Source organism: Streptomyces glaucosporus (genome assembly GCF_039533345.1).
Lineage (GTDB): Bacteria > Actinomycetota > Actinomycetes > Streptomycetales > Streptomycetaceae > Streptomyces > Streptomyces glaucosporus.
Genome location: NZ_BAAATJ010000035.1, coordinates 1 through 15,065, shown reverse-complemented (window position 1 = coordinate 15,065; position 15,065 = coordinate 1). Strand labels below are relative to the sequence as shown.

The following is a 15,065-nucleotide window of genomic DNA, read 5'->3' as shown; positions in this document are numbered from 1 at the left end:
GGGGTCGGCGCGGCAGGCGGGCAGGGGAGGGTGGGGACAGGGGTGGGGCAGGGGAATGCGGAACCGGTTCCGGGACCGGTACCGGGCATGGGCAGGGAGTCAAACGGCCGCGAGCGGCTGCGTCAAGACTTCACGTCGGAATTGAATCAGATCGTTTGAGAGCGCTCTCAAGAGCGCTCTCAGCTTCAAGACTTGAAGGCAATTGGTCTCGTCCAAGCTCTTGACGAGCGGCTTTCTCCGGGAGTTGACTCACGGCTTGAACTGAGCCCGGACGGTGGTCGGTTGGCGCGCGAGCGCTGCCCGCCCGCCCCCACCGGCGTACGCCCCCACCGCGGACGAGGTGGGTCCACGCCGCCCGCGGCGCCCGGCCCGTCCCGCCTCCCCGCGGACCCGGCCGCGCCGCGGCCGGCGGCCGTGGACGCCCCGCCGCCGGCGGTACGGCACACCCCCACCGGAACTCCCGCCCGACAGACGGAAGTGAGCTCCATGAGACCCACCCCCCACACCGACAGGCCCCTCTCCCGCAGACGGCGCCCGTGGGCGTCGGCGGCGGCCCTGCTGGGCCTGGCCCTGACCCTGACGTTCACCGGCACGGCCGCGGCCGGCCCCGCGGACGACCGCGCCGCCGCCCCGAAGAAGGCGGAGGCCGCCGGGGCCGAGCCCATGGCGGTGCTCTTCGAGGACAACTTCGACGGCCCCGCCGGATCGGCCGTCAACGGCTCCAAGTGGCAGCTGGAGACCGGCGACAACAGCGGCAACAACCACGAGCGGCAGTACTACACCCCGGGCAACGCCAACGCCGCGCTCGACGGCAACGGCCGGCTGGTGATCACCGCCCGCAAGGAGAACCCGGGCAACTACCAGTGCTGGTACGGCCGTTGCGAGTACACCTCGGCCCGGATGAACACCGCCGGGAAGTTCACCACCACCTACGGGCACATCGAGGCCCGCATCAAGATCCCGCGCGGCCGGGGCATGTGGCCCGCGTTCTGGATGCTCGGCGCGGACATCAACAACCCCGGCGTCGGATGGCCCAACAGCGGCGAGATCGACATCATGGAGAACGTCGGCCACGAGCCCGGGAAGGTGCACGGCACCATCCACGGCCCCGGCTACTCCGGCGGCGAGGGCATCGGCGCCTCCTACACCCTGCCGGGCGGCCGCGCGTTCGCCGACGACTTCCACACCTTCGCCGTCGACTGGTCCCCCAACTCCATCACGTGGTCGGTGGACGGCCAGGTCTACCAGCGCCGCACCCCGGCCGACCTGGGCGGCGACCGCTGGGTGTTCGACAAGCCGTTCTTCCTGATCCTCAACCTCGCCGTGGGCGGCGACTGGCCCGGCCTGCCCGACTCCAGCACCTCCTTCCCGCAGCAGATGGTCGTCGACTACGTCCGCGTCACCGGCGGCGACAGCGGCGGCACCGGACGCACCGGCACGATCACCGGCCTGGCGGGCAAGTGCCTGGACGTGGCCTGGGCGGACACCGCCAACGGCACCCCGGTGCAGATCCACGACTGCAACGGCAACGCCGCGCAGCAGTGGACGGTCGGCACGGACGGCACCATCCGGGCGCTGGGCAAGTGCCTGGACGTCTCCGGCGCCGGAACGGCCGACGGCACCAAGGTCCAGCTGTGGGACTGCAACGGCACGGCCGCCCAGCAGTGGGTCGTCACCCCGGCGAAGGACATCGTCAACCCGAACGCGGACAAGTGCCTGGACGTGACCGGCAACAACTCCGCCAACGGCACCAAGACGCAGATCTGGACCTGCACGGGAGCGGCCAACCAGAAGTGGAACACGCCGTGACCCGGCTCCCGGCACCCGGGCCCCGGAGGACCTGAACGGGAGGCACGCCCCGGCCGCGGCCGGCGGGCGGACGGCGCCGGTGCGCCGCCCCCGCCGGCCGCGGCCGTTCAGGCGCCGTCCGGGCCCTGCGCGTCCACCGCGACCAGCTCCCGGTACTCCGGGTGCAGGCCGATCCACTTCTCGATGAACTCGCAGGCCGGACGGACTCGCAGACCGCGCCGCCGTGCGTCGTCCAGGGCGGCCCGGGCGAGCCGGTCGCCGATGCCCCGGCCCCGGAGGGGCCGGGACACCACGACCCTGGGATAGGTCACCAGGCCGTCGGTGCGGAGGTAGTCCGCGAAGCCGACGAGCGCCGTGCCGATCCGCGCCTCGAACCGGCCGTGGGCGGGCGAGTCGCTGACCGTGACCGTGCTGTTGACGGCTGCCGAGCCCATCTGCGTTCCTCCCGGAATGACCGAATCACGCGGTTGTCCGGTCGGCCGAGTGCCACACGGCGGCGCTCTCTACCCCCGCTCCGGCGGGGCCGGGGGTGTGAATCCGGGCCCCTTCCGGAGCACGGCGGGGGAGCGGGGAGGAGATCGGGCGGCGCGGAGGGCGGGTCAGCCCGCCTCCGGGCCCTCCAGCCGGAAACCGACCTTCAGGCCCACCTGGTAATGCTCGATGTTCCCCTCCGCGATGTTGCCGCGGACCTGGGTCACCTCGAACCAGTCCAGGTGCCGCAGGGTCTGCGAGGCGCGCTCGATCGCGTTGCGGATCGCCTGGTCGACGCCCTCGTGCGAGCTGCCGACGATCTCGGTCACCCGGTAGACGTGATTGGTCACGGTGGCCTCCTGTGAGGGGTTGGTCACGAAGGGTTCTCTCCGTCCACCGTGCCCCAGGCCGCCGGGGCGCGCGAGTGCTAGGCTCCGACCGGGCCGTGACTGGCGCGTAGAGATGGGATCGACCATCGGGGAGCGGCCCTCGCCCCGTGCGAAGAAGAGCCGCGCGCCTGGGCCGTCCACACCGTCGTCGACGACGTCAAGGAGGGCCCATGGCCACCGATACCACCCCGAACGCCGCCGCCTCCACGGCTTCCACCGCCTTCAACAGCGCCCTGGACGTGATCCGCGCCGTCGAGCCCCGCGTCGCCGACGCCATCGGCGCCGAGATCACCGACCAGCGCGCCTCCCTCAAGCTGATCGCCAGCGAGAACTACGCCTCCCCGGCCGTGCTGCTGGCCATGGGCAACTGGCTCAGCGACAAGTACGCCGAGGGCACCGTCGGCCGCCGCTTCTACGCCGGGTGCCGCAACGTCGACACCGTCGAGGGGCTCGCCGCCGAGCACGCCCGCGAACTGTTCGGCGCCGACCACGCCTACGTCCAGCCCCACTCGGGCATCGACGCCAACCTCGTCGCCTTCTGGGCCGTCCTCGCCCAGCGCGTGGAGAGCCCCGCGCTGGAGCGCGCCGGCGCCCGGCACGTCAACGACCTGACCGACGAGGACTGGGAGACCCTGCGGCGCGAACTGGGCGAGCAGCGGATGCTGGGCATGTCCCTGGACGCCGGCGGCCACCTCACCCACGGCTTCCGCCCCAACATCTCCGGCAAGATGTTCGCCCAGCGCAGCTACGGCACCGACCCGGCCACCGGCCTGCTCGACTACGACGCGGTGCGCGCCGCCGCCCGCGAGTTCCGCCCGCTCATCCTGATGGCCGGCTACTCCGCCTACCCCCGGAAGGTGAACTTCCGGATCATGCGGGAGATCGCCGACGAGGTGGGCGCCACCCTGATGGTCGACATGGCCCACTTCGCCGGCCTGGTCGCGGGCAAGGTGTTCACCGGCGACTACGACCCCGTGCCGCACGCCAACATCGTCACCACCACCACCCACAAGTCCCTGCGCGGCCCGCGCGGCGGCATGGTGCTGTGCGACGAGACGCTGGCCGAGCACGTCGACCGCGGCTGCCCCATGGTCCTCGGCGGCCCCCTGCCCAACGTCATGGCCGCCAAGGCCGTGGCGCTGGCCGAGGCCCGGCAGCCCGCCTTCCGCGCCTACGCCCGGCAGGTGGTGGAGAACGCCGCCGCCCTCGCCGAGGGCCTGATGCGCCGCGGCGCCACCCTCGTCACCGGCGGCACCGACAACCACCTGGCGCTCATCGACGTCACCGGCTACGGCCTCACCGGCCGCCAGGCCGAGGACGCCCTCCTGGCCTCGGGGATCGTCACCAACCGCAACGCCGTGCCGCGCGACCCCAACGGCGCCTGGTACACCTCCGGCATCCGCATCGGCACCCCGGCGCTGACCACGCGCGGCCTGGGCACGGCGGAGATGGACGAGGTCGCCGACCTGATCCACACCGTCCTCACCGCCGCCGAACCGGGCACCACCGCGGCCGGCGCCCCCTCCAAGGCCCGGTACCTGCTGGAGCCCAAGGTCGCCGAGTCCGTCGCCGGACGCGCCGCCGACCTGCTGGCCGAGCACCCCCTCTACCCGGGGATCGACCTGGTCTGACCTGGTATGAGACATCCCCCCGGCGGTCCCCGGAGCCCGGTCCGAGGACTGCCGGGGACCGGGCCGCGGGGAGCGCGTAGCCTGCCGGTATGACCGACGACCTGCCCGAGATGAGGGCCTCCGACGCCGACCGGGAACGCGTGGCCGAGACGCTGCGGGAGGCCGTGGCCGAGGGGCGGCTCGACATGGAGGAGTTCCAGGAGCGCCTGGACTCCGCTTACCGGGCCCGCACCCAGGGCGAGCTGGCGCCGCTGGTGCGGGACCTGCCGCAGACCACCGGGGAGCGGGAGCCCGAGCGGCCCGGCCGCCGCCGCTGGGCGGAGCGCTTCGGCGGCACGCCCACCTCCCGCGGCGGGGTGGCGATCATGGGCGCCTTCATCCGCAAGGGACCGTGGACGGTCCCCCGCCGCTTCACCGGCTTCGCCTTCTGGGGCGGCGGGGAGGTCGACCTGCGCGAGGCCCGGTTCGAGGACCGCGAGGTGGAGATCCGCTGCTTCGCGCTCATGGGCGGCATCCACGTCACCGTCCCTCCGGAGGCCGAGGTCGAGGTGCGCGGCATCGGCATCATGGGCGGTTTCGACCACCGCGCCGTCGGCTCGGGCGAGCCGGGGGCGCCGCGCGTGGTGATCACGGGCCTCGCCTTCTGGGGCGGGGTCGGGGTCGAACGCAAGCCCGTGGAGCGGGAGTCGGAGCGTCGCCGGCGGGAGGAACGGGAGCCCGGGCGCCTGGAGCACGGCCACGGGCATGATCACGGCCACGGGCATGATCACGGCCACGGCCACGGCCGCGGCCCTGGTCACGGCCACGGGCACGGTCACGGCGGGCGGCCGGACGACCGGGACCGGTGATCCGCCCCCTCACCCCCACACGGGCGCGTCCGCGCCCGGACGGCCCGGCGGGCGGGCCCACTTCCGCGGCCCGCCCTCGTACTCCACCGGGGAGACGGCGTGGCGCAGCCGCCCCAGGGGGCTGTCCGTCTCGGTGAGCCAGCCGGCGGGGTCGTACGGCTCCCGGGGACCGTCCGGCTCCGCGGGCGCCTCCAGCTCGTGCAGCAGCCAGTGCGCGGTACGGGCCAGCGCCAGACGCACGCGCCGGGTGCCGCCGTCGCGCTGCTGCCCGGTGAGCGAGCGCAGCACCGCGGCGGCCAGCAGGCAGCCCGTGCCGTGGTCGAGCGCCTGCGCGGGCAGCGCGCCCGGCCGGCCGTCCCCGCCCGCCTCGGCCACCGCGATGCCGCTCGCCGCCTGCACCAGGCTGTCGAAGCCCCGCCGGCCGCCCCACGGCCCCGTTCCGGCCCCGCCCCAGGCGCTCAGCTCCGCCACCACCAGGCCCGGCCGCCGCTCGGCCAGCTCCCCGGCCGACAGCCCCAGGCGGTCCAGCGCGCCGGGACGGTAGCCGGTGACCACCACATGGGCGGCCGAGAGCAGCTCCTCGAAGGTCCTGCGCCCGGAGGGCGAGGCCAGGTCCAGCAGCGCCGAGCGCTTCCCGAAGCCGGTGTCGGCGTGGGCGTCCGCGCTCTCGGGCAGGTGCGGCGGGTCGATCCGCAGCACGTCGGCGCCCAGCAGCGCCAGGGTGCGGCCGGCCACGGGACCGGCGATGACCCGGGTGAGGTCCAGCACGCGCGGACCGGCGGGAGGCAGCGGCAGCGGCGGCGCGTCGTCCAGCCGCTCCCGCCCCACCAGGGGCAGCCCGGCCACGGCCGCGCCCTGGGGATGCGCCGCCCACTGCCCGGGGGTGCGGACGGCGACGGCCAGACCGCCCGCGGAGTACACCAGCTCCTCCACGTCCTCGGCGCGGCGGCCGGCGAGCTCGGCGGCGACCGCCCCGACCAGGGCCGCCTCGTTGCCGCTGCCGTCGCCGCCGCTGCCGTCGTCGCGGACGCCGAGGGCGGACAGCAGCCGGGCGCGGTGGTGCGGGTAGTTGGCGTGGGTGCGCACCCAGCCGCCGTCGGTGCGCCAGAAGCGGGACAGCGGCGCGAACGTGGCGGCCGGACGGCCGTCGATCCGCAGGTGGCGCTCGCTGGTGAACGCGGTGGCCACCGCGCCGTCGTCCACCCGCACGGACGGGACCCGGCCGCCCGAGCGCACGGCCGCCCACTCGGCCGCCGCCAGGGCGCACACCGCGACCGCGGCCCGGGCCAGCTCCCGCACCGGCAGCCGCGCGGGCAGCACGTCCGCCGGGCCACGGGGGACGAGACGGACGTACTCGGACAGGGCGGGATCGCCGCCCAGCTCGGCCCACAGCCGGGCCCATGACCGCTGCTCCATGCACGCATTGTGCCGCCCGGAAACCGGATCGGATTGTCAGTGGAGGCAACTACCTTGATCGACAACGCATCTGAGTAGACGTACGGATGTTTGGACGCCGTCGTGGACGGCACCCTGATGACATGGAGAGGATCATGCAGAACGCACACCGCACCACGGTTCCGACCCCCGGCCTGGCCTCGGACTTCGGGCGCGGCCCCGCGCTGGCGTTCGCGCTCGCGGGCACGCTCGCCCTGGGCTGGCTGATAGCCATGGTCTGGGTCATAGCGTCCTGGGTGACGGGCACCTGAGGGCCGGTCCGGCAGCCCGGCCCTCAGGGGCGCTCCGACGAGAAGACGGTGCGGAAGGCGATCCCGGCCCGCGTCAGCCGCCCGATCAGCGCGTCCCCCATCGCGACCGCCGTGGTGACCTGACCCGAGGTCTCGGGCAGCTCGTCCAGGGCCAGGCACAGCGCCGACTCCGCCAGCATCTTCGCCGTCTCGCCGTACCCGGGGTCGCCGCCGGACACCTCGGTGACCACCCGCCGGCCACCGCCCTCCCCGAAGAAGCGGACGGAGAACCAGCTCCTGGCGCGCCGCTCCGGGCCCGGCCCCTCGCCCGGCGCCAGCCGGGCCGACAGCGCGCGGCGGGCGGCGGGAAGCATGGCGAGGGCGGAGAGCGCCCCGGCCCCGGCCACGGCGCCCACGGCGACGGGCAGCCGGCGCACGCCCGCGTAGTGGCGGTAGCGGAAGTCCGGCCCGTAACGCTCCAGGGCGGCGGCCGACCGGGCGATGACCTGCGGGTCCAGGGTGGGCAGCGGCAGCGCCCACACCCCGGCCTTGGCGCTGCGGCGCGGCCGGTCCAGCGGCGCGCTGATCCGGCGTCCGGCCGGACGGGGCTCGACGCGCCGCCGCTCCCGGGCCGCGGCCTCCGTCTGCCGCCGCCGGGAGACGACGGTCAGCGCGGAGGCGAGCGTCCCGCCTGAGAGGGTGCCGGACGCGCGGACGTAGCCGTCGATCCGCAGCGGCACACCCTCGGGCAGCCGCTCGACGGTGTACAGCACGCCCAGGTCGTGCGGCACCGAGTCGAAGCCGCAGGCGTGCACCAGCCGCGCCCCGCTCTCCCGGGCCCGCTCGTGGTGGCGCAGGTACATCCTGTCGATGAACTCCGGCTCGCCGGTCAGGTCCGCGTAGTCCGTCCCGGCCTCGGCGCAGGCGGCCACCAGCGGCTCACCGTGGAGGGTGTACGGGCCGACGGTGGTGGCGACCACACGGGTGCTCTCGGCGATCCCGCGCAGCGAGGCGGGGTCGCCGGCGTCGGAGTGCAGCACCGGCAGGCCGGCGCAGGCCGGGTCGGTCTCCGCCAGCCGCTCGCGCAGCCGCAGCAGCTTGTCGCGGTTGCGTCCGGCCAGCGCCCAGCGGCAGCCGTCGGGGGCGTGGGCGGCCAGGTACTCGGCCGTCAGCCCGCCGGTGAAACCGGTCGCGCCGAACAGCACCACGTCGTACTCGCGGTCGTTGCGGGACACTCTGCGCCTCCTGGGGACGAGGGTGGAGCGGACGGAAACCTCTGTCGGTACCCGACCCTACGGTGGGAGCATGGACGAGCGCGTGAGGGAGCGGAAAGCGGCGGCGGTGCGCGAGCGGGTGCGGGAGTTCGCACTGGAACTGCCGGGCGCGTACGAGGACTTCCCCTGGAACGAGTGCGTGATCAAGGTCAACCGGAAGATCTTCGTCTTCCTCTTCCTCGGGCACCTCGTCGCCGGGCAGGGCGACTCCCCGCCCACCGTCACGGTGAAACTCGCCCATCCCGAGGCCCACGCCCACGCGCTGTCCGCCCCGGGCGCCGTGCCGACCGGGTACGGGCTCGGCCGGGCGGGCTGGGTGACGGTCCCGCTGGGCGAGCCGGGCGCGCCGGACGCCGGGCTGCTGTGCGACTGGGTGGAGGAGAGCTACCGCACCGTCGCGCCGAAGCGACTGGTCGCCCGGCTCGACGCCGAACGCACCGCGCCGCCCGGCGCCTGAACGGCGGCGCCACGGCCGCCCCGTCGGCCGTCGGCCGCGCCGATCCCACTGGAGGCGCCGGTGACGACGGCGGTCCGCCCGGCCAGGGAAAGGGACGGGTTCGCGGCGACGGTGAACGCTCCGGACGAGTTCGTCATGCCCGCCACCGTGCGGGAGCCCCGGCGGGGCGACCGGGCCGCTCCTCCCTGAGGGAAGACGATCGTGGGAGTAACCCACCCACCCTTCCGGTTCCCGCGCACCCCCTCCGGCCCGTACCGTCGACGGCATGGACGCGATGGACAGCGAGAACCCGCTCGGACGGTTCCTGCGGGCCCGCCGTGCGCTGGTGCGGCCCGAGGACCTGGGCCTGCCGGCCGGCGACCGGCGCCGGGTGGCGGGGCTGCGCCGCGAGGAGGTCGCGGTGCTGGCGGGGGTGAGCACCGACTACTACGTACGGCTGGAGCAGGGCCGGGAACGCAGCCCCTCGGCGCAGGTGGTCGACGCGCTGGCCCGGGTGCTGTGCCTGGAGGAGGAGGCCACCGCCCATCTGCACCGGCTGGCACGCCCGGTCCCCGCCGCACGCCGCCGCACCGGCGCACGGCGGGAGGAGCGGGTCGGCCCGCACCTGCTGCGGATGGTGGAGAGCTGGCACCGCACCCCGGCGGCGGTCCTGGGCCCTCGGCTGAACGTGCTCGCCCAGAACACGCTGTGCCGCGCCCTCTACGACGGCCGCACCCACGCCGACGACCCGGCGCGGATGGTGTTCCTCGACCCGGACGCGAGGGAGTTCTACCCCGACTGGGAGAAGGTCGCCCTCGACACCGTCGCCGGGCTGCGGGCGGCGGCGGGCGCCCACGCCGACGACCCCGAACTGGTCGAGCTGGTCGGCGAACTGTCGCTGCGCAGCGAGACGTTCCGCAGCCTGTGGGCCCGCCACGACGTCCGCTCGAAAACCCATGGGACCAAACGCTTCCGCCATCCCCTGGTGGGAGAACTGACGCTGGAATACGAGTCGCTGACCGTGAACAGCGCCCCCGGCCGGCAACTGCTCGTCTACCACGCCGAGCCGGGCAGCCCCTCCGAGCAGGCCCTGGACCTGCTGGGCAGCCTCGCCGCCACCGGGGACGCCGGTGCGCCGCGTCCGGCCGGGGACGCGGCCCGCGCGCACGGCGACCCGGCGGGGGACCGTCCCGCGTGACCGCCCGCCGCGCTCCTCGCGGCTGTGCCCGCCCCGGGGCGGCGGCCGGCCGGGACGGAGGTCAGGCCGCGGGGTGCAGATCGGACGGCAGGAGCTGCTCGGTCAGCAGCCGCCGCACCCGGGCGTTCCGGTCGGGCGCGGCGAGCCAGCCGTCCAGCAGCCGCCAGCCGTGGAAGTAGGCGAAGATGTACAGCGCCATGCCCGCCGCCCGCAGCGAGCCGAGCGCCCTGGCGGTCTCGTCGTCGGAGAGCAGCGCCCAGCGGGACAGGTAAGCGGCGACCTCGCCGTCCGGGCGGCCCTCGGCGGCCAGCAGCGCGGCATTGGCCCACACCCCGAACAGCAGATTCTGCACCCGGTGGATCGCGGCGAAGTCGCTGCCGTCCGGGGCCATGCCCTCCGCGGCCAGCACATGGTCGGTCAGCCACCTCTGGGCCTCGTCACCGGGGAAGACGATCTCCTGCGCGTGCAGCCCGAGCCCTTCACTGATCACGAAGGCGGGCGCCAGCATGAACCGCACCTGCTGGTCGAGCAGGCCCCGCTCCACCACCAGCGCGCGCTCCTTGAGCAGCGACTCGGCGATGTGCCCCGGATGCCCCTCGTGCGCGACGACGTACAGCAGGTCGGCCAGGTTGAACGGCCGTCCGCCGCCGATGTAGATCGTCGAGCGCAGCCCGCCCTCGTGGTCCCCGGCGCCCCTGAACAGCGCACCGGGCACGATCCGGCAGCACACCTCCTCACCGTCCGGCAGGGGCACGATGGCGCCGGTCCGCCGCCGGGTCTCGGCGACGGCCAGGTCCACCAGGGGCGGCAGCCGCCGCTCCAACTGATCCTGCGGCAGCGAATGGGCCGCCTTCCACGCCGCCAGCCGCTCGGCCACCGAACCGGCACCGCGCGGCAGCGCGGCGTCCAGACGGGCGTGCGCCTCCTCGAACAGCTCCTCCGGCAGCCACTCCACCGGCACGCCCAGGCACTCGCGGGCGTACTCCGGCAGTGGCAGCTCCTCCCCGGCCAGCCGCCGGGCGACCGCCCGCACCGCCCGCACCTGCGCGGACAGGTAGCGGACGCGGTCGGGCGTGAACGGCACCTCGGCCAGCAGCGCCTCGGCGTCATCGGCCAGCCGGCCGGGCGGGACCGGCTCCTCGCCCTCCACCCGCTCGCTCCACTCCCGCGGGCCCCGGTAGACGAGCACCGTCCCCGTGGCGGCCCCCGCCATGTGCCGGTTGACGCGCAGCGCCAGCAACGCGTAGTCCCGCAGCCAGTCCTGTGGTGCCACGTCCACCGCTTCCCTCCTGTCCGGGACGTCCGCTCGGTCGTGCCGGGTGCCGTGCCGCGCAGGGATCAGCGCCGGGCGGCGTACGAGAGGAAGCGGCTCCACGCCTCGGGGGTGACGGTGAGCCGCGGGCCCTCCCTGTCCTTGGAGTCACGGACATGGACGGTGCCGGGGCAGGAGGCCACCTCGACGCAGTCGCCGTCCCCGCTGCTGCTGTAGCTGCTCTTGAACCAGGTCAGTTCGCTCATGCTCACTGTGCTCCTCGCATCCGCTGCAACAGGCTCACGGAGTCTTCGAGGGGGAGAGCCTGTGAGCGCATCCTTGCATACCGCATTTGGAGGACGCTCAGCTCTTTGGGATCGGATACGAAGAGGCCGCCGCGTTGGGTTTCGTTGTACGCGAACCACCGGTGATCGGGAGTTTCCAGGAGTTGAACCGGGCCTGCGAGACCAGCGTGCGCTCCCCGCACCAGCGGCATCACCTGCACCTCGACGTTCCGCAACTCCGCGATCTCCAGAACGTGGTCGATCAGTTCGCGCGTCACGTCCGGACCGCCTGTCCGGCGCAGGAACAGGTGTTCCTCCAGGATGAAGCTGAACGCCGTGTTGGGGCGTTCCCGCAGCAGGCGCTGCCTGTCCGCCCGCGCCGCCCACTGGACCTCGATCCGGTCGTCGTCCAGTGGCGGGAGCTGGTTCGCGAACAACGTGCGTGCGTAGGCCTCCGTCTGCAACAGGCCGGGCACCAGGCGGCACTCGTAGGTGTAGAGGCTGATCGCGTCCTCCTCCAACTGCGCCCACTGCTGGAACCACTTCGCCAGTCCCGGCTTGCGCGACAGGTGGCGGGCCGCGCCCCGGATCGCGCCGAACGCGTCCAGGACCTCCTCGGCGCGTTCGACGAAGGCGTGCGGAGGGAAGCGGCGGCCCTGCTCGATGGAGGCGACCGTCTCCGGCGAGTACAGCACCTTCGGGGCCAGTGCCTCCTGCGTCAGTCCGGCCCGCCTCCGGAACGCCTTGACGACCTCCCCGAACGCCTTGAGGCCCTCCGACGTCTCCGGTTCGCCGCCGCCCGACCGTTGGACCGGGGGCTGGATCCGGGGTTCGTTCCCCCTCCCGCCGCTTCCGGCGACCGCACCGTCCGTCATGACCGTCATCCCTCCCGTACGCAGGCCGCCGCACCCGGCCGGCCTCTCCACGCTCACGGAAGGCAACGAGCGGTGTCCGCCGAAAGTACTCGTACGACGACGCGGCGTACGGGTTGCCGAATCGCCGGAGCTCTCCGCCACCGGTCCGCATGAGGCCATGACGGCGCCGCCGTCTCCCAACGCCCTGTCACCGCACGTAGCCGCGCCCGCCCCGGTCCGGGTGGGGAGTGGGGATTCTGCCGCGTGGCTGGTTTCGGGCGGCCTGCCAGCCGGGGCCGTCACTGAGGTTGGACTTGTGATGTCGTCTTTGCCGGTCAGGGGCTGATGGTCAGACCGGTTTCGGTGAGGCAGCCGTCGATGAGGTCGCTGCGGTACTGGATGTGGCGGAGACCGCGCCGGATGCGCTGCATCAGGTGCTCCGGAGTGCTGAAGGCGATGTTGGAGAGCCAACCGCGTCGCAGTAGGGACCAGATCCCTTCGACGGGGTTGAGGTCGGGTGCGTAGGGCGGCAGATAGTGGATGGTCAGCCAGTCCCGGGCTGCCGCCCATTTCCGCAGGTCGGCGGCCTTGTGCACGTTGAGATTGTCCCAGATGGGCACGAGGGGGCCGCCGAGCTGGTGGTGGGCGGCGATCAGCAGGTCGCGGTAGTCGGTCCAGGCGAAGCTCTTGTGCCCGTCGCGGCGGCCGTCGTCGCGGCGGGGCCGGTAGACCAGCCGGGACCGCTCGCCGGGCTTGTAGCAGGTCAGGGCGGCGATGGAGACGCGTCGGCGGGGGCGGCCCCGGACCCTGATCACCGGGGTATGGCCGCGTCGGGACCAGGTGCGGGAGTGCGGCGGCGTCATGGAGAACGCGGCTTCGTCCTCGAGGACGAGCCAGGCTCCATGGGCCGCCGCGAGTCTTCCGCGCAGGGCCACGTTCCCCCGCAAGCGGGGGCACCCCCACCTTCACCCATCCGGCCATGGCCTCGTCGTCGCGTTCCATGCCCCGGCGGGCTGGGGGGACCGCCCGGCCGAAGGCTGGGGGAGGACCTGGCAGGACCGGCCATTGCGGGCCAGGAGCTTGCACACACCCTGAATGGTGTAGGTCAGGTGGAAGCGTCGGCCGATCACCGTCTTGATCCGGCCCAGGGCCGGCGCTGGTCCTCCCAGCCGTGCGCGGCCAGCCCCTTGGCCGGCTCTCGCTCCAGTTGTGCGAACTGCTCCTCGCTCAGCCGCGGCAGCGAGACGGGACCGCTCGACTTCAGAGCCCGCGGTCCGCCCTCGGCCGGGGCCCGGTTGGACTGCGCTCTGTCCGGGGTTGCCGCGCCGGTCGCAGGAGGTGTTGCACGCCGCGGCGGGCCGACCGTCTTCGGGTGCTGGTCAGGCCGCGCGGTAAGCGGGCGCCGAATCCCGACTTCCCTCCTGCGTGCCCGTGCTCCTGGTGGTGGCGGACGGCGACTGACGGGGTAAGTGGAAGGGCGTGAGGTACGACCGTAGGGGGGGCAATGGCCGAAGGCACGGTCCGATGGTTCGATGACGTTCGGGGCTATGGCTTCATCGTCCCCGACGATGGCAGCCGCTGGTTCGACGGCCCTCTGGGCTCCGACGTCACAGTCCCCGCCCACTGGGAAGTGCATGTCGATCGCACCGACATTCAGCGCAACGGCTACAAGACCCTGGAACCCGGCGAGCGTGTGTCGTTCGACTTCAAGCTCGACAAGGCAGGCAAGTTGCGAGCCGTCAAGGTCACCCAGTTGGGTTACTACGCTCCCGTACCCGAGGTTTCCCCCCGAGATGTAGCCGACATGCCTGAGTGGCTCGGCTGCTGTATCGGCCTGATCGCGGCGGCTTGCCTGGTGGCCTACGGCGTGTGGTTGGTGCGGACGGTGTGGTCGGACATGAACTGGTAGTGCGCGGCAGCAGCCTTGCCGGGCCCGCGACCTGGCCCGACACGGCGGGCCCTGCCTTGGGTGGGAACATCGGTACAGCCGTTGGCGCTCAGATTGATCACGATCTTGAGAACCGCTCCAGCTCCGGACGCGTGGGCTCCTCGGCGAACTTCCCGTACGCCTCAGCCTGCTCGTCAATCAGAAACTCCACCGGCACGAGCGGACCGCGGCCAGCCCCGGCATCCGCGCGGCGACCTTTCCGTGAACCCCAGCGGAGCCCCCACCCGGTGTGCTACTGAGGATGAACTCGTGATGCCGTAACGGGCTGACCATGGCCTGCTCTGTGCGGTGTCACCGAAGCATGAGGTATCCACAAGGAAGCGAGCTGACTGCCGAACGCCGGGAGTTCCGGGAACGGTTACGCCTGGACGCAGATCGACAATATGCAGCGTCAGGTCGCGGCTGCCATCAAGACGGCCCGCGCGGTCCAACGCACCATGGAGGACGGAGTCGGCGAACTCAAGAGTGCGCAACGCAGGCTGAAAGACGCCGTCACTCGTTTTCAGAGGGCGGTCATGGTTGTCGTCGTGGACGGTGGACAGGCGGTGGTGGAGAGGGCTCAGTGCATTGTGGACCAGCCCGATCCCCGTAAAGGCGAAGACGTGACCGAGGCACAACGAGAGCTGGATGAAATTCTCCGTGACGCCTTCCTGGCCGATCAAGAGTTGGCGATCACTCTGACGGCGAACATCGGCCTCGACATGTGGTTCAACGCCGGAAAACTGAGATCGGGCACGGACTCCACGGGATCGATAGGCGTCGATCTCTACGACGCGCTGGATCGCGCGGCGCGGGGAGAGGACCCCCACCCGGAAAAGAACCATCAATCTCCTCGTGATGTGTTGGTCAACTGGGTGACCGGGACCGGTGAATCCGAGAAGGTATTCACTGAACGCTTCTCATCCTGTGGTTCGCGGGTGAGGAGGGCGTCTGGTGGTCGGGGGCCGTAACGCGGCAGGGCCCCTGGTCGTTTCGGCTGGTGATCT

The 15,065-nt window shown here is 73.0% G+C and carries 15 protein-coding genes, 1 pseudogene and 1 riboswitch; of the genes and pseudogenes, 8 read left to right on the top strand and 8 right to left on the bottom strand.

Features of this window, described 5'->3' with window-relative positions; all coding sequences use genetic code 11:
* The first annotated feature begins 486 nt into the window (after window positions 1-486).
* On the top strand, window positions 487-1,809 hold the full coding sequence (locus ABD358_RS26050) for a ricin-type beta-trefoil lectin domain protein (protein ID WP_344633591.1): 1,323 nt from the start codon (window positions 487-489) through the stop codon (window positions 1,807-1,809).
* A 107-nt stretch (window positions 1,810-1,916) separates the two neighbouring features.
* On the opposite strand, the gene ABD358_RS26045 is transcribed toward ABD358_RS26050, so the two are convergent.
* Both ABD358_RS26045 and ABD358_RS26040 read right to left on the bottom strand, forming a co-directional pair.
* Window positions 1,917-2,243 (bottom strand): GNAT family N-acetyltransferase, encoded by a 327-nt coding sequence (locus tag ABD358_RS26045; protein ID WP_344633590.1) that lies wholly within the window; start codon window positions 2,241-2,243, stop codon window positions 1,917-1,919.
* A 165-nt stretch (window positions 2,244-2,408) separates the two neighbouring features.
* A complete protein-coding gene (locus tag ABD358_RS26040; RefSeq protein ID WP_344633632.1) occupies window positions 2,409-2,630 on the bottom strand; it encodes a dodecin in 222 nt (73 codons plus the stop codon).
* Between the two features lie 85 nt (window positions 2,631-2,715).
* Window positions 2,716-2,810: riboswitch (ZMP/ZTP riboswitch) on the top strand.
* 29 nt (window positions 2,811-2,839) lie between these two features.
* Here ABD358_RS26040 and ABD358_RS26035 point away from each other — a divergent pair.
* Both ABD358_RS26035 and ABD358_RS26030 read left to right on the top strand, forming a co-directional pair.
* A complete protein-coding gene (locus ABD358_RS26035; protein WP_344633589.1) occupies window positions 2,840-4,300 on the top strand; it encodes a glycine hydroxymethyltransferase in 1,461 nt (486 codons plus the stop codon).
* Between the two features lie 89 nt (window positions 4,301-4,389).
* Entirely contained in the window at window positions 4,390-5,148 is a 759-nt protein-coding gene (locus ABD358_RS26030; RefSeq protein WP_344633588.1) for a DUF1707 SHOCT-like domain-containing protein, read from the top strand.
* A 9-nt stretch (window positions 5,149-5,157) separates the two neighbouring features.
* Here ABD358_RS26030 and ABD358_RS26025 read toward each other — a convergent pair whose 3' ends face one another.
* Window positions 5,158-6,564, bottom strand: a complete 1,407-nt coding sequence (locus ABD358_RS26025) for a CoA transferase (RefSeq protein ID WP_344633587.1) — start codon at window positions 6,562-6,564, stop codon at window positions 5,158-5,160.
* A gap of 134 nt (window positions 6,565-6,698) precedes the next feature.
* On the opposite strand from ABD358_RS26025, the gene mmpA reads away from it, so the two are divergent.
* Complete coding sequence (mmpA, locus tag ABD358_RS26020; RefSeq protein WP_344633586.1) at window positions 6,699-6,854, top strand: morphogenic membrane protein MmpA; 156 nt, start codon at window positions 6,699-6,701, stop codon at window positions 6,852-6,854.
* Between the two features lie 23 nt (window positions 6,855-6,877).
* Here mmpA and ABD358_RS26015 read toward each other — a convergent pair whose 3' ends face one another.
* Window positions 6,878-8,068 carry a saccharopine dehydrogenase family protein gene (locus tag ABD358_RS26015; protein ID WP_344633585.1) on the bottom strand — a complete coding sequence of 397 codons (1,191 nt, stop codon included), beginning with the start codon at window positions 8,066-8,068 and terminating at the stop codon, window positions 6,878-6,880.
* Between the two features lie 70 nt (window positions 8,069-8,138).
* Here ABD358_RS26015 and ABD358_RS26010 point away from each other — a divergent pair, with 70 nt between their 5' ends.
* Together ABD358_RS26010 and ABD358_RS26005 are read left to right on the top strand one after the other, a co-directional pair.
* Entirely contained in the window at window positions 8,139-8,564 is a 426-nt protein-coding gene (locus ABD358_RS26010; RefSeq protein WP_344633584.1) for an MmcQ/YjbR family DNA-binding protein, read from the top strand.
* Between the two features lie 274 nt (window positions 8,565-8,838).
* Window positions 8,839-9,741, top strand: a complete 903-nt coding sequence (locus ABD358_RS26005; RefSeq protein ID WP_344633631.1) for a helix-turn-helix transcriptional regulator — start codon at window positions 8,839-8,841, stop codon at window positions 9,739-9,741.
* 61 nt (window positions 9,742-9,802) lie between these two features.
* Here the strand turns inward: ABD358_RS26005 and ABD358_RS26000 are convergent, their stop codons facing one another.
* The 4 genes and pseudogenes from ABD358_RS26000 to ABD358_RS28520 form a co-directional block, all read right to left on the bottom strand.
* On the bottom strand, window positions 9,803-11,020 hold the full coding sequence (locus tag ABD358_RS26000) for a hypothetical protein (protein ID WP_344633583.1): 1,218 nt from the start codon (window positions 11,018-11,020) through the stop codon (window positions 9,803-9,805).
* Window positions 11,021-11,079: 59 nt separating this feature from the next.
* Window positions 11,080-11,259: a DUF397 domain-containing protein gene (locus ABD358_RS25995; RefSeq protein ID WP_344633582.1), complete on the bottom strand. Its 180-nt coding sequence runs from the start codon at window positions 11,257-11,259 to the stop codon at window positions 11,080-11,082.
* 2 nt (window positions 11,260-11,261) lie between these two features.
* Window positions 11,262-12,161 (bottom strand): helix-turn-helix domain-containing protein, encoded by a 900-nt coding sequence (locus ABD358_RS25990; protein WP_425576428.1) that lies wholly within the window; start codon window positions 12,159-12,161, stop codon window positions 11,262-11,264.
* Window positions 12,162-12,466: 305 nt separating this feature from the next.
* Window positions 12,467-13,410 (bottom strand): annotated as a pseudogene (locus tag ABD358_RS28520) (IS630 family transposase); the annotation flags it as partial.
* A 225-nt stretch (window positions 13,411-13,635) separates the two neighbouring features.
* On the opposite strand from ABD358_RS28520, the gene ABD358_RS28515 reads away from it, so the two are divergent.
* Together ABD358_RS28515 and ABD358_RS25975 are read left to right on the top strand one after the other, a co-directional pair.
* Entirely contained in the window at window positions 13,636-14,040 is a 405-nt protein-coding gene (locus ABD358_RS28515) for a cold-shock protein (protein ID WP_425576429.1), read from the top strand.
* 422 nt (window positions 14,041-14,462) lie between these two features.
* On the top strand, window positions 14,463-15,029 hold the full coding sequence (locus ABD358_RS25975; RefSeq protein ID WP_344633580.1) for a hypothetical protein: 567 nt from the start codon (window positions 14,463-14,465) through the stop codon (window positions 15,027-15,029).
* Window positions 15,030-15,065: the final 36 nt, after the last annotated feature.

What these genes read in the sequence shown, in the direction of transcription:
- mmpA (WP_344633586.1), top strand. Translation starts at nt 6,699, where the DNA reads ATGCAGAACGCACACCGCACCACGGTTCCGACCCCCGGCCTGGCCTCG.
- ABD358_RS25995 (WP_344633582.1), bottom strand. Translation starts at nt 11,259, where the DNA reads ATGAGCGAACTGACCTGGTTCAAGAGCAGCTACAGCAGCAGCGGGGAC.
- ABD358_RS26050 (WP_344633591.1), top strand. Translation starts at nt 487, where the DNA reads ATGAGACCCACCCCCCACACCGACAGGCCCCTCTCCCGCAGACGGCGC.
- ABD358_RS26010 (WP_344633584.1), top strand. Translation starts at nt 8,139, where the DNA reads ATGGACGAGCGCGTGAGGGAGCGGAAAGCGGCGGCGGTGCGCGAGCGG.
- ABD358_RS26035 (WP_344633589.1), top strand. Translation starts at nt 2,840, where the DNA reads ATGGCCACCGATACCACCCCGAACGCCGCCGCCTCCACGGCTTCCACC.
- ABD358_RS26030 (WP_344633588.1), top strand. Translation starts at nt 4,390, where the DNA reads ATGACCGACGACCTGCCCGAGATGAGGGCCTCCGACGCCGACCGGGAA.
- ABD358_RS25990 (WP_425576428.1), bottom strand. Translation starts at nt 12,161, where the DNA reads ATGACGGTCATGACGGACGGTGCGGTCGCCGGAAGCGGCGGGAGGGGG.
- ABD358_RS26005 (WP_344633631.1), top strand. Translation starts at nt 8,839, where the DNA reads ATGGACAGCGAGAACCCGCTCGGACGGTTCCTGCGGGCCCGCCGTGCG.
- ABD358_RS26045 (WP_344633590.1), bottom strand. Translation starts at nt 2,243, where the DNA reads ATGGGCTCGGCAGCCGTCAACAGCACGGTCACGGTCAGCGACTCGCCC.
- ABD358_RS25975 (WP_344633580.1), top strand. Translation starts at nt 14,463, where the DNA reads ATGCAGCGTCAGGTCGCGGCTGCCATCAAGACGGCCCGCGCGGTCCAA.
- ABD358_RS26025 (WP_344633587.1), bottom strand. Translation starts at nt 6,564, where the DNA reads ATGGAGCAGCGGTCATGGGCCCGGCTGTGGGCCGAGCTGGGCGGCGAT.
- ABD358_RS28515 (WP_425576429.1), top strand. Translation starts at nt 13,636, where the DNA reads ATGGCCGAAGGCACGGTCCGATGGTTCGATGACGTTCGGGGCTATGGC.